This window comes from Rummeliibacillus sp. G93 (genome assembly GCF_023515935.1).
Classification (GTDB): domain Bacteria; phylum Bacillota; class Bacilli; order Bacillales_A; family Planococcaceae; genus Rummeliibacillus; species Rummeliibacillus stabekisii.
In genome coordinates, this window is sequence record NZ_CP097314.1 from 17,987 (window position 1) to 30,463 (window position 12,477).

Annotated in this window: 12 protein-coding genes, 1 tRNA gene, 1 other RNA gene and 1 other annotated feature; of the genes, 11 read left to right on the plus strand and 3 right to left on the minus strand. The window is 38.2% G+C overall.

Annotated elements, in window-relative coordinates; genetic code table 11:
• Positions 1-122: 122 nt before the first annotated feature.
• Positions 123-1,385: a serine hydrolase gene (locus tag M2M59_RS00065; protein WP_249775958.1), complete on the plus strand. Its 1,263-nt coding sequence runs from the start codon at positions 123-125 to the stop codon at positions 1,383-1,385.
• A gap of 22 nt (positions 1,386-1,407) precedes the next feature.
• Here M2M59_RS00065 and M2M59_RS00070 read toward each other — a convergent pair whose 3' ends face one another.
• Positions 1,408-2,829 (minus strand): MocR-like pyridoxine biosynthesis transcription factor PdxR, encoded by a 1,422-nt coding sequence (locus M2M59_RS00070; RefSeq protein WP_249775128.1) that lies wholly within the window; start codon positions 2,827-2,829, stop codon positions 1,408-1,410.
• 285 nt (positions 2,830-3,114) lie between these two features.
• Positions 3,115-3,327, plus strand: a binding site (T-box leader).
• Between the two features lie 76 nt (positions 3,328-3,403).
• Here M2M59_RS00070 and serS point away from each other — a divergent pair.
• The gene (serS, locus tag M2M59_RS00075; protein WP_249775129.1) at positions 3,404-4,684 is read left to right on the plus strand and encodes a serine--tRNA ligase; all 1,281 of its coding nucleotides are present in this window, start codon (positions 3,404-3,406) and stop codon (positions 4,682-4,684) included.
• Between the two features lie 43 nt (positions 4,685-4,727).
• Here serS and tadA read toward each other — a convergent pair whose 3' ends face one another.
• On the minus strand, positions 4,728-5,213 hold the full coding sequence (tadA, locus tag M2M59_RS00080; protein WP_147198307.1) for a tRNA adenosine(34) deaminase TadA: 486 nt from the start codon (positions 5,211-5,213) through the stop codon (positions 4,728-4,730).
• Between the two features lie 87 nt (positions 5,214-5,300).
• Here tadA and M2M59_RS00085 point away from each other — a divergent pair, with 87 nt between their 5' ends.
• The 3 genes from M2M59_RS00085 (at position 5,301) to M2M59_RS00095 (ending at position 7,923) form a co-directional block, all read left to right on the plus strand.
• Positions 5,301-6,446, plus strand: coding sequence for a glycosyl hydrolase family 18 protein (locus M2M59_RS00085; RefSeq protein ID WP_249775130.1), 1,146 nt, complete (start codon positions 5,301-5,303; stop codon positions 6,444-6,446).
• A gap of 173 nt (positions 6,447-6,619) precedes the next feature.
• The gene (locus M2M59_RS00090; RefSeq protein ID WP_147198311.1) at positions 6,620-7,258 is read left to right on the plus strand and encodes a deoxynucleoside kinase; all 639 of its coding nucleotides are present in this window, start codon (positions 6,620-6,622) and stop codon (positions 7,256-7,258) included.
• Positions 7,255-7,923, plus strand: coding sequence for a deoxynucleoside kinase (locus M2M59_RS00095; protein WP_147198313.1), 669 nt, complete (start codon positions 7,255-7,257; stop codon positions 7,921-7,923). Before M2M59_RS00090 ends, M2M59_RS00095 begins: the two co-directional genes overlap by 4 nt.
• A 187-nt stretch (positions 7,924-8,110) precedes the next feature.
• On the opposite strand, the gene M2M59_RS00100 is transcribed toward M2M59_RS00095, so the two are convergent.
• Positions 8,111-8,203, minus strand: a tRNA-Ser gene (locus M2M59_RS00100).
• 340 nt (positions 8,204-8,543) lie between these two features.
• Here M2M59_RS00100 and ffs point away from each other — a divergent pair.
• The 6 genes from ffs to M2M59_RS00130 all read left to right on the plus strand — a co-directional run bounded on the left by ffs (position 8,544) and on the right by M2M59_RS00130 (position 12,366).
• Positions 8,544-8,809, plus strand: an RNA gene (gene ffs, locus M2M59_RS00105) — signal recognition particle sRNA large type.
• 144 nt (positions 8,810-8,953) lie between these two features.
• Entirely contained in the window at positions 8,954-10,741 is a 1,788-nt protein-coding gene (gene dnaX, locus M2M59_RS00110) for a DNA polymerase III subunit gamma/tau (protein WP_249775131.1), read from the plus strand.
• 26 nt (positions 10,742-10,767) lie between these two features.
• Entirely contained in the window at positions 10,768-11,085 is a 318-nt protein-coding gene (locus tag M2M59_RS00115) for a YbaB/EbfC family nucleoid-associated protein (RefSeq protein ID WP_147198331.1), read from the plus strand.
• Positions 11,086-11,096: 11 nt separating this feature from the next.
• Positions 11,097-11,693 (plus strand): recombination mediator RecR, encoded by a 597-nt coding sequence (gene recR, locus M2M59_RS00120; RefSeq protein WP_066791248.1) that lies wholly within the window; start codon positions 11,097-11,099, stop codon positions 11,691-11,693.
• Positions 11,694-11,710: 17 nt separating this feature from the next.
• A complete protein-coding gene (locus M2M59_RS00125; RefSeq protein WP_066791250.1) occupies positions 11,711-11,923 on the plus strand; it encodes a YaaL family protein in 213 nt (70 codons plus the stop codon).
• Between the two features lie 164 nt (positions 11,924-12,087).
• Positions 12,088-12,366 (plus strand): pro-sigmaK processing inhibitor BofA family protein, encoded by a 279-nt coding sequence (locus M2M59_RS00130; RefSeq protein WP_147198336.1) that lies wholly within the window; start codon positions 12,088-12,090, stop codon positions 12,364-12,366.
• Positions 12,367-12,477 lie beyond the last annotated feature (111 nt).

The window sequence follows — 12,477 nt, forward strand, 5'->3', positions numbered from 1 at the left end:
ATGGGTGTTTTTGATAACTGTCTATTGTATTCCACTATTCTATGTTAAAATTAGCGAGATAAGTATATATTAACGGAGGTAGAATGGTGAAAAAAGGTAAGATCAGTAAAATTTTAAGTATCATGCTAGCAGTAGTCATGGTACTTAGCAGTTTTACCCTAGTAGGAACGAAGGCTAGTGCAGCGGACAACCTAGGGTTGAATGTAAAAGCGGCGATTTTAGTTGATGCGGATTCAGGAAAAATATTGTATGAAAAAAATGCTAAGCAAGCTCTTGGGATTGCCAGCATGACAAAAATGATGACAGAATACATCTTACTTGATGCGATTAATGATGGAAAAGTAAAATGGGATCAAAAGTATAAAGTGTCTGATTATGCTTATAAAATCTCACAAGACCGTGCTTTGAGTAATGTTCCATTACGAGCAGATGGAGAATATACAATCAAAGAATTATATGAAGCAATGGCTATCTATTCTGCAAATGCAGCTACCATTGCGATTGCTGAAACAATTGCAGGTTCTGAAACTGAATTTTTATCTTTAATGAAGAAAAAGGCAAAAGAATTGGGCCTGAAGAATTACCACTTTGTTAACTCTACAGGTTTAAATAATGAACAATTACAAGGTATGCAGCCAACAGGCACTTCTGAGAGTGATGAAAACAAAATGCCTGCAACATCTGTTGCCCGTCTAGCCTATCATCTATTAAAAGACCATCCGGAAGTTCTAGAAACATCAAGCATTCCCCGCAAGACTTTCCGTGCAGGAACAGACGATGCAATTAAAATGGATAACTGGAACTTTATGTTACCTGGTTTAGTTTATCATTATGAAGGTGTGGACGGACTAAAAACCGGTACTACTGATTATGCTGGCCAATGTTTCACAGGTACAGCCAAACGCAATGGCACTCGCTTGATTGCTGTGGTCATGCATGCAGAAGGTAACAATGGAGATCGTCATAAAGCACGTTTTGATGCAGCTAAAACATTATTTGATTATGGTTTTGGACAATTCACAACGGAAGAAATCTTACCTGCAGGTCATGTATTTAAAAATCAAAAATCAGTAGCTATAAAAGAGGGTAAAGAGAAGAGTGTAAAAGTTGCTACGAAAGATGCCATTTCAATGATGGTTAAAACAAGTGAAGCAGATGATTATACTGCTAAGCTAGTAGTAGATAAAAAATCCTTAAATGCCCCTGTTAAAAAGGGAACTGTTGTTGGGCATGTTAAAATCAATAAAAAGTCAGGCAAAGATTATGGCTTTATTGATGGCACTTCAGCAAATGCCAAAGTAGTAACTACAGAGACTGTGGAAAAAGCCGGCTTTATATCGTTAACATTTAAAAAGATCGGAAGTTTTTTCAAAGGACTATTTTAATTATGAGGGATTGACTATTCAGTCAATCCCTTTTTACTTGTTTTTGAATTTCCCAGCAATCCATTAGCTGTTCGATTGCATAAGGTATTTGGTCTTCATCTAAACCGCCAAAGCCTAAAAGAAATTGGTTATCCCGCTCTTCTATAGTTGGTGTGATCATATAATTAGTAATGGGTATAATTCTTATGCCTTTTTGCAAAGCCCTTTCGCTAAGGGTCTGAGCGTTTAATTTATGGTTAACAGTTAACACTACATGCATTCCCGCCTGTTCACCAGAGATGGAGACACTGGGTCCATAGGGTGTCAGGGAAAGAGTGAGCTTCTCTAGCTTTTTCCGGTAAATTTTCCGCATGCGATTCAAATGTTTTGAGAAATGCCCTTCCTTCATAAATTGAGCCAATATATATTGCTCGAAGCGTGGAACAGTCGATGTATAATAGCTGAACATCTTGTAATATATAGGCAATAGTTCTCTAGGTAGAACAAAATAGGCTATCCGCAAAGATGGCATTAATGATTTTGAAAAGGTGCTAAGATAAATCACCTTATTCAGACGATCCATCCCTTGTAGTGAAGCAATAGGTTTGCCAATATAACGGAATTCACTATCATAATCATCTTCAATAATAAAACGCTTTTTATCTTGGGCTGCCCAATTCAATAATTGGAAACGTCGTGAAGCAGATAGCACAGCACCAGTAGGGAATTGATGAGAAGGAGTAATATAGGCAACATTGGCGTCTGTTTGTTCAAGTTGTTGTATTTTCATCCCATCCTGATCTACATTAATAGGGATTATTTGCTGATAAGACTGGTCAAAAATATAGTGGGTTAATGTATAGCCTGGATTTTCAATCGCATAATGATTTTTCTCCCCTAAAAGCTTCATTATCATAGGCAAGAGCTGCTCAGTCCCAGAACCAATGACTATTTGTTCAGGTGAGCATAGAACGCCTCTAGACTGGTATAAATAGCTTGCAATTTGTTCCCGCAATTCTAATTCCCCTTGAGGCGAGCCTAGCAACAGGAGCTCTTTTTGATGCAGATCAATTGCGTCCTTTGCATACTTTCTCCATGCTGCAAAAGGAAAAGCTTTAGTGTCTATAGAGCCTGGATTAAAATCAATATAAACTTCCGGATTCGCGGAAGTCTTTAGAGTAGGATGTGCGACAGCTTTCTCTACATAGGCCAATTCTTCTAGTGCTTCTACAAAGAAACCGACGCGAGGCTTGGATATGATATAGCCTTCCGCTAATAACTGCGCATAAGCCAGTTCAACTGTTGTTTGGCTAATAGATAAAAATTCAGAGAGCTTTCTTTTGGATGGTAGCTTTGTACGTACAGAGATTGAGCCATCGATAATTCCTTTTTTTATTTTTTCGTAAAGCTGTTCATAAAGGGGAATTGATGTATCTTTTTCTAATTGAATCATCAACATGTCCATACTTTATCACTCCTAACTGACCGTATAGAAATTGGATTTCTATGAACTTTCGCGGCGTCAATTTTCTTACTTACATCATACTTGTTTTGTTTGTGGGTTGAAAGGATGATGTAACAGGATTAAAGAGATATAGGACAGTGGGACAATACCATATCAAGCATGCTATATTAATGGAGAAGGCTTGCACTGTACTGAAAATACATATGTTGTTAATTTTTTTAAAGTAATCAAGCTTGCAATGCTTGCATAACCTTTAGATGTATTGTAAAGTATGGTTAATTATAATTTAACACGATGATAGGAAGCAGTAGCAGGCACGTTTTTTTAAAGAGAGTCGATGGTAGGTGCGAATCGATAAAAACACTTGTGAATCCGTCCTTGAGTTGCTCAGCTGAACGTTAGTAGGCTGCAGCCGGTTAATAGCCGTTACAAAATGAGTGGATTAGGCATTGGTCTAGTCAATTAGGGTGGCAACGCGGGTATGCTCTCGTCCCTTCATGGGGATGAGGGCTTTTTTGCGTCCATTAATTCACTGCTTCCGGTCATCGATTAATACAATTAGGAGGAATTACACATGCTAGATATTAAACGCGTCCGCGAAAATTATGCGGAAATTAAAGAAAAGCTTTCACACCGTAATGAAGATCTTGGCACAATTGATCACTTTGAGGAATGGGATCAACAACGTCGTGATTTAATTGCTAAAACGGAAGTATTAAAGGCTGACCGTAATAAAGCTTCTGAAGCCATCGCATTAAAAAAACGTAATAAAGAAAATGCAGATGAAGAAATTGCTCGTATGAGAGAAGTGGGCGATGAAATCAAAAAGTTAGATGCAGAGCTCAATGAAGTTGAAGAAAAGTTTAACGATATGATGATGCGTCTTCCTAATATTCCACATGAAAGTGTTCCTGTTGGCGATACTGAAGACGACAATGAAGAGATTTTAAAATGGGGCGAAATTCCAACATTTGATTTTGAAGCAAAGCCACACTGGGATCTAGGTACAGACCTTGGCATTATCGATTTTGAACGTGCTGGTAAGGTTACTGGTAGTCGATTCGTCTTTTATCGTGGTCTTGGCGCACGCCTTGAACGCGCACTTTGGAACTTTATGATGGATCTTCATGCAGACAAACATGATTATGAGGAACTACTTCCTCCTTATATGGCTAATCGTGCAAGCTTGACAGGTACAGGTCAACTTCCAAAATTTGAAGAAGATGCTTTCCTTATAGAGAAAGAAGATTACTTCTTAATTCCTACAGCTGAGGTGCCAGTAACTAATTTTTATCGGGATGAAATTATTGATGGATCTAAGTTACCTCAAGCCTTTACAGCATTTAGTGCATGTTTCCGTTCAGAAGCAGGTTCTGCTGGACGTGATACAAGAGGTCTGATTCGCCAACATCAATTCAACAAGGTTGAATTAGTACGCTTCACAAAGCCAGAAGAATCTTATAATGAATTGGAAAAACTAACTGGTCATGCGGAGGAAGTACTTCAATTACTAGAACTGCCGTACCGCAAATTAAAAATGTGTACAGCTGACTTAGGATTCACTGCTGCTAAAAAGTATGATTTAGAAGTATGGATTCCTACGCAAAACATGTATCGTGAAATTTCTTCTTGTTCAAACTTTGAAGATTTCCAAGCTCGCCGCGCGAACATTCGCTTCCGCCGCGAACCAGGTGCAAAACCTGAATATGTGCATACATTAAATGGTTCTGGCTTAGCAATCGGTCGTACTGTAGCTGCTATTTTGGAAAATTACCAACAAGCAGATGGCAGTGTGAAAATACCAGAAGTGTTAGTACCGTATATGGGTGGTTTGACAGAAATCGCTCCTAAGTAAAATTGATATAAAAAAGCGATCTGCCATAGCGGATCGCTTTTTTCTATTTCTTATCAGCTAAACGTTTTGCTTTTTTCTTTGCACGCAACTCTTTAAAAAAGCTGGATAATAATTGACCGCATTCTGTACCCATAACGCCTTCCGTTACTTCGCATTCATGATTAAAGCGGCTGTCATTTAAAAGGTGGTAAAGAGAATCTACGCAGCCAGCTTTAGGATCCCGTGCACCATAGACAACACGAGGAATTCGTGATTGTAAAATCGCACCTGCACACATAGGGCAAGGTTCTAGTGTGACGTATAATGTTGTCTCCTCTAATCGAAAACTTCCAAGGGATTTGCATGCATCTTGAATGGCCATGAGTTCGGCATGAGTAACAGCATTTTGTGTTGTTTCGCGCAGATTATGTGCTTTTGCAATAACAGTGCCATGCTGTACGATGACTGCACCAATAGGCACTTCTCCTAGGGTCTCTGCCTTCTTTCCTTCTTCTATTGCCATCTCCATAAAATAGTGATCAGTATTCATGAAACACGCTCCTTGTCAAATAGTTTAGCATGTTTAGCTGACAGGATGCATATATTATTCCACATGAAGAAATAGAGGAGGCTTTCTTTGATCTATGTTGTAAAGCAAGGTGACAGCTTATATAAAATTGCAAGAGAACATAATACAACCGCTGCTGCCATAGCTGCATTAAATGAATTACCAAACCCAGATGTTTTAGTCGTTGGACAAACTCTTGTATTGCCGGAAAAATTGAATGTAAATCGTAAGTCCATTGAAACGAATGGCTATGCAGAATGGTATACACAGCAAGTGCCTGCTCGATTATCACAAGAGGTAAGAAAGAGAGGTCCGTTGCTTACTTATATGATGCCATTCGCTTATGAAGTAAAAAGAGACGGGACTTTAACAGGCCTTGAGTGGGGAAATTTAGGGGAAATCGCTACAGCTAATCGGACAGCCAGTGCAGTAGTTTTAACAAATATTGAGAATGGGGCATTCAGTGATACATTAGCTCATGACATTTTAACGAGTGAAGCATTACAAGATGTGATGATGGATGCTGCACTGAGTGAGGCAAAACTTCACAATGCAAGAGATATACATGTAGACTTTGAATATTTGCCGCCTGAAGATAAAGATTTATATGTAGCTATGCTAAAAAGGCTTGTAGCTAGAGCTCATCCGGCAGGTTTAACTGTTTCTGCTGCATTAGCACCCAAAACAAGTGCAAGCCAAAGCAGTAAGTGGTATGGTGGGCACGATTATAAGGGAATTGGAGAAACTGTGGACTTTGTTGTGATCATGACATATGAGTGGGGGTATAGCGGTGGCCCACCAATGGCAGTATCGCCGATCCATCCAGTAAGACAAGTATTAGAATATGCAATTAGCGAAATGCCGGCCTCAAAAATTATGATGGGGCAAAACTTATATGGATATGACTGGAAATTACCATATAAGGTAGGTAACCCAAATGCTGTTGCAGTAAGCTCACAGTATGCCATAGAAGTAGCAAAACAAAATAATGCAGCCATATCATATGATACAGTGGCACAAGCTCCATATTTTCACTACTGGAAAAATGGAGTCGAACATGTTGTATGGTTTGAAGATGCAAGATCCATCGAAGCAAAATTTGAACTTTTAGAGGAATTGGGATTAAGGGGAATTGCTTATTGGCATCTAGGCTTTTCGTTTCCTCAAAATTGGGCGCTATTACAACAAAAGTTTCACGTGAAACATCTTTTCTAATCTCTTTCATTCTGATGGACATTAAAGGGAAAACAGCCTTGGTGAATGCCAAGGTTTTTTTATTTTCTAAAAATACATAGTTTAAAACAAAAGAAGACTTGGACTGTCCATGCTATATCTCTTGTGTTAAAATTATAGTCATTGACTAAAGAGATAAGCGAGGAGGTCTTCTGATGCCAGTACCGTTTATTACGGTTGAGGGGCCTATTGGTGTAGGGAAAACTTCACTATCCAAAAATATTTCTGATGCTTTTAATATTCATTTATTGAAAGAGATAGTGGACGAAAATCCCTTTTTAAATAAATTTTATGAGGATATTGATGAGTGGAGCTTTCAAACGGAAATGTTCTTCTTATGCAATCGCTATAAACAATTAAATGATATCAAAAAGTATATGGCAGAAAGTAATAGCCCTGTAGTAGCTGATTATCATATTTTTAAAAACCTTATATTTGCTCAAAGAACTTTACCACCTGGTGAGTTTAACAAGTATAAAGAGATATATAAAATTTTAACGAAAGATTTGACTCAACCTAACATTGTGGTTTATTTATATGCGAGCGTCGACACATTGATGAAACGGATCGCGATGAGAGGACGAGATTTTGAAAAAATGATTTCAAGAGAATACATGGAGCAGCTGGTAGAAGATTATCATACCTTTATCAACACTTTTGAAGAAGAGCATCCAGATATTCCTGTCATACGTTTCAATGGAGACCAACTAGATTTTGTGAAATACGACAATGATTTAAAGGAAATTCTTTATACCATTGAAGAAAAGCTAACAAAAAGGAGCTTGAAAGGATGAATTTAAGAGAAAAATACGGCATCCCATCGAATGCTGTGATTACTATTGCAGGAACTGTAGGAGTTGGGAAGTCTACTATGACAAAGGCGCTGGCCAATGCTCTAAATTTCCGCACTTCTTTTGAGAAAGTTGATACAAACCCTTATCTTGATAAATTTTACGATGACTTTAATAAATGGAGTTTCCATTTGCAAATATACTTCCTTGCTGAACGCTTTAAAGAGCAAAAGCGTATTTTTGAATACGGCGGTGGATTTATACAAGATCGTTCTATCTATGAGGATACAGGGATATTTGCTAAAATGCACTATGATCAGGGGACGATGGATCCCGTTGATTTTGAGACATACACCAATTTATTTGATGCAATGGTGATGACGCCATATTTTCCACATCCTGATTTGCTAATTTACCTTGAGGGACCAATTGATGATATTATCGAAAGAATAGAATCGCGTGGACGCCCAATGGAACAACAAACAGATAAAGAATATTGGTATGAAATGCATCGTCGCTATGAAAATTGGATTGATAATTTCAATGCTTGTCCTGTATTGCGTCTAGATATTAATGATTATGATTTGATGAAAAATCCGCAAACAATTGAAACAATTTTAGAGAGAATCGGCCACTTTATGGAGCAAACCTCTCATTTACGCCGATAATAAAAAAACAGCCAGGGATAGAAGTGAACTTCTCCCTGGCTGTTTTATCTATAGCAGTACTTGTTGCCTTTATTTGAATATAAAAATGAAAGCCATCTAGCCTAAGCTAGATGGCAAAGAAAAAATCGTTACAATCAAAAGCAACGATACAATCTCATTATTATGCGCGTTTAATTTAAAAATAAAATGGAGGAGGAAGAGGGATTCGAACCCCCGCGCGGTTTGACCCGCCTGTCGGTTTTCAAGACCGATCCCTTCAGCCAGACTTGGGTATTCCTCCAAATGTAATATATCTTGCTGACAATGAATACTTTAACACGGTATTATGCAAATGTCAACAATTTATTGTGCTTTTTCAAAAGGAAAACTAGTTTTTGTAAAGGGAGTGCTAATACTTGTATAGGTGGGAAGGCACGTTATCAAAATTCTTTCTTAAGTAACTTACTCATTATTATAGAGGTGAATACAGGAATAACCGACCTACACATGATTGAGTTTGCTAAAAAGTATAGGTAGTGCTTGAGCGTTCAACCTTTAAAAAAAGATGAAGAAAGACCATCACGAAGTGTACTTTACTTTATAGTTGATTTTCATCCATAACATTTGTATACTAGTAATTGCCGTGCTAGGTGGGAAGGTAGCGGTGTCCTGTAGCTCGCAATCCGCTTTAGCGAGACTGAATTCCTTTTTGAGGTTGTCCGTATGTTTGGCCTGCCTCTTGCACGTAGCGTTGACGATTGGGTCCTGCGCAATGAATCCCCATGAACCATGTCAGGTCCGGAAGGAAGCAGCATTAAGTGGTCTTATTCATGTGCCGCGGGGTAGCCTAATCTGAGCTAACGACAAGAGTAACGCTTATATACGGCTGTCGAAGAAAGGTGCACGGTATTAAATATGTAAACTTCAAACTCACTTATCATCTTTTGATAAGTGAGTTTTTTCTTTATTCCCTAACACTTATAAAGGTTTCAACGAGGTTCTATGCTATAATAAATCTATTATGAATGATGGCAGAAAGGGGAGGAAATTGATGTCCTACCAAGCCTTTTATCGTGTCTATCGTCCGCAGTCTTTTAAGGAAATGTCAGGACAGTCACATATAAAGCGTACATTGCAAAATGCCCTCCTAGCTGGCAAAACAACGCATGCTTATCTTTTCTCAGGACCTCGTGGTACCGGGAAAACGAGTACAGCTAAAATATTCGCTAAGACAATCAATTGTGAGCATGCACCAACTGCCGAGCCCTGCAATGAATGCGCGACATGCAAAAGCATTACAAATGGTTCGCACCCAGATGTTATTGAGTTTGATGCCGCTTCTAATTCAAGCGTAGATGAAATAAGAGATATAATCGAAAAAGTTCGTTTTGCACCAGCCAGCGCTCGTTATAAAGTCTATATAATCGATGAAGTGCATATGCTTTCAACCAGTGCCTTTAATGCGTTATTAAAAACATTGGAAGAGCCACCGCCACATGTTGTATTTATATTAGCTACGACTGAACCCCATAAGATACCTGCTACTATAATTTCGAGGTGCCAACGATTTGACTTCAAGCGTCTATCTACGACAGATATATTAGAGCGTATGAAATTAGTATTAGAAGAAATAGACCTTCCTTATGATGAACAAGCATTAAAGGTAATTGCCAAATCGGCTGCCGGTGGAATGCGAGATGCACTTAGTATGCTAGATCAAGTTGTTAGTTTTAGTGCTGAAAAACTCACATTGGAAGACTCCCTTTTTGTTACGGGATCTATTAGCCAGGATATTTTTTATACACTTGCAGAAAATCTAGCTAAGGGTGACGTAGCAAACGTATTGGATGTGCTTGAGCAACTGATGGATGAAGGTAAAGATGCAGTCCGTCTTTCTGAAGACTTAATCACCTTCTTTAGAGACTTATTATTGATTCAGTCTGCTCCCGACCTTTCAGATTTGCTAGAATTAGCTACAACAGATGAGAAATTCCTCACCCTAGCAAATGAATTTACAATGGACACGCTATACAGTTATATTGATGTCCTGTCAAAAACTCAACAAGAAATGCGTCTTTCATTGCATGCAAAGGTATACCTTGAAACAGCATTATTAAAAATGTCGCAGATCAATCATAAAAGGCCAAAACAAGCCTATGTGACATCAAGTTCAGAGAATATGGATGTAGAGATGCCACAGCTTGTTAAAATGCAATCAAAAATTGCTGCCTTAGAATCTTTGGTTCAGCAACTGCAGGTTGGAGGAAACACCGTTCAGCCTCAACCACAAGGAAGTGGGCAGCCGAAGCGCCCACGTGCAAAAGCAAATACTGGTTTTAATGTTCCAGTAGGGAGAATTCAAGAAGTATTAAAAGTGGCGACAAAACAAGATATCCAATCGATTAAAAGTGCCTGGGCAGAATCCCTTAATCGATTGCCTAAATCACAATCGGCATTATTGGAAGACGCGGAACCTGTAGCAGCATCAGCCAGTGCTTTTGTGTTAAAATTCAAATATGATATTCACTGCCAAATGGCAGTCGAAAATCAAGAGCTAATTTCACATTTCAGCCAGCACTTAGCAGAGATGACTGGGAACTATTATCAAGTTATCTGTGTCCCAGAGGAGAATTGGCAAAGAATACGTGCTGATTTTATCCAGCACCATAATACGGATAAAGTGGCAGATAAAGAAACCGATAAAGAAACTTCAACTGGCGAACAAAAAGCTGAGGTTGTACAATCAATATTAGAAGATGAACAGCCGTTATCCGAAGACCCTTTAGTAGTGGAAGCGGAAAAGCTGTTCGGCAAAGATTTCATTACTATTGAAGAATAAAAAGCAATTATAGGAGGAATTTAATTATGCGTGGAATGGGTAATATGAATAACATGATGAAACAAATGCAAAAGATGCAAAAGAAAATGATGGAGGCACAAGAAGAGCTTGCTGTACAAACGTTTGAAGGAACTGCTAGTAACGGATTGGTCAAAGTCGTTATGAATGGTCAAAAGCAAGTACAAGAAGTGGTAATTGATCCAGAAATCGTAGATCCAGAAGATGTAGAACTATTGCAAGATATGATTGTGATTGCAACAAATGCAGCGTTAGCAAAAATTGAAGAAACAACGAATGAAACGATGGGCCAATTTACTAAGGGAATTAACCTTCCTGGATTCTAGGGGGAATGACATTGCATTATCCTGAACCTATATCCAAATTAATAGATAGCTTTATGAAATTGCCAGGCATCGGGCCAAAGACTGCCTCCCGCCTGGCGTTTTTTGTATTAACGATGCAAGAGGATACTGTCTTGAATTTTGCTAAAGCACTTGTAGATGCAAAGCGTAACCTAAGTTATTGTTCTGTCTGCGGGAATATTACAGATGTAGACCCTTGCCATATTTGCCAGGACGTACAAAGGGACCGTTCTACTATCTGTGTGGTCCAAGATCCGAAAGATGTAATTGCCATGGAAAAAATGAAAGATTACCATGGGTTATATCATGTATTGCATGGCGCAATATCACCAATGGATGGTATTGGTCCAGAAGATATAAACGTTCCTTCACTCTTAAAGCGCCTGCAAAGCGAAGAGGTAGAAGAATTAATCTTGGCGACAAACCCTACGATTGAAGGGGAAGCGACAGCTATGTATATCTCACGTCTAATTAAGCCTTCAGGAATTCGTACGACCCGCATTGCACATGGCCTTCCAGTTGGAGGAGACCTTGAATATGCGGATGAAGTAACTTTATCCAAAGCATTAGAGGGCAGACGGGAATTATGATTTGAGGTGCGAATAAAATGCTTTTTAAAAAATTTAAGCTTCGAAAAGAATACGATGAAAAACTAGTTAGCTTAATCCGCCAAACAAAAGAAGAATGGCAGCATGCCCAAAGCATGGAAAACTTAATGGCTGATTATAGCTTGGATATTATAGCTCAAAGGAAAATAGCTGAAAGCAAGCATTTTTATCTATTTAAAGAAGCTCGTATCCGTAAAGTTTTAATTAAGTAAGCAAATTCTATCCTATAACTCTTAACAAACTAGTAATTGAATAGATTATTTGCTTCATTACAGAAGAAAATGAATAGTAAACCTGCAAAATATATAAAAAGATGAATGAATAACAGTGTTCCTATCATATATACCTACTAACATTTAAATGAGGTGTGGTGTATATGGCTAAACTAATTATTAGTTTAATAGGAGTGCTGTTTGTTTTTTATTTGCTAGTTAAGAAACCAAAGGGAATACGAAAAGTTCTCGAGTTACTATCGAATGTAGTATTTCGCATTACATTATCGTTCTGCCTCTTGTATATACTTTCCTACGGAGCGGGATATATCGGAATTTGGGTTCCATTGAATTTTGCTTCTATACTTATTGTGGCTATATTAGGTATGCCTGGCGCAATCCTTGTGATTGCACTTACGTTATTAAATCATTTTCTCTTATGATGTTAGTTGTAAAGTATAGACACAGAGCAAGGTGCATAATAAGTTAGTCTAAGGTTAGTAAAAGGGTTGACATTATTGAAAGTATATTGCTATAATATAAAAGTTGTTACA

Bases quoted from the DNA above. Each gene is read 5' to 3' on its own strand.
- M2M59_RS00065 (WP_249775958.1), top strand. From the start codon at position 123: ATGCTAGCAGTAGTCATGGTACTTAGCAGTTTTACCCTAGTAGGAACG.
- M2M59_RS00070 (WP_249775128.1), bottom strand. From the start codon at position 2,829: ATGGACATGTTGATGATTCAATTAGAAAAAGATACATCAATTCCCCTT.
- serS (WP_249775129.1), top strand. From the start codon at position 3,404: ATGCTAGATATTAAACGCGTCCGCGAAAATTATGCGGAAATTAAAGAA.
- tadA (WP_147198307.1), bottom strand. From the start codon at position 5,213: ATGAATACTGATCACTATTTTATGGAGATGGCAATAGAAGAAGGAAAG.
- M2M59_RS00090 (WP_147198311.1), top strand. From the start codon at position 6,620: ATGCCAGTACCGTTTATTACGGTTGAGGGGCCTATTGGTGTAGGGAAA.
- M2M59_RS00095 (WP_147198313.1), top strand. From the start codon at position 7,255: ATGAATTTAAGAGAAAAATACGGCATCCCATCGAATGCTGTGATTACT.
- dnaX (WP_249775131.1), top strand. From the start codon at position 8,954: ATGTCCTACCAAGCCTTTTATCGTGTCTATCGTCCGCAGTCTTTTAAG.
- M2M59_RS00115 (WP_147198331.1), top strand. From the start codon at position 10,768: ATGCGTGGAATGGGTAATATGAATAACATGATGAAACAAATGCAAAAG.
- M2M59_RS00125 (WP_066791250.1), top strand. From the start codon at position 11,711: ATGCTTTTTAAAAAATTTAAGCTTCGAAAAGAATACGATGAAAAACTA.
- M2M59_RS00130 (WP_147198336.1), top strand. From the start codon at position 12,088: ATGGCTAAACTAATTATTAGTTTAATAGGAGTGCTGTTTGTTTTTTAT.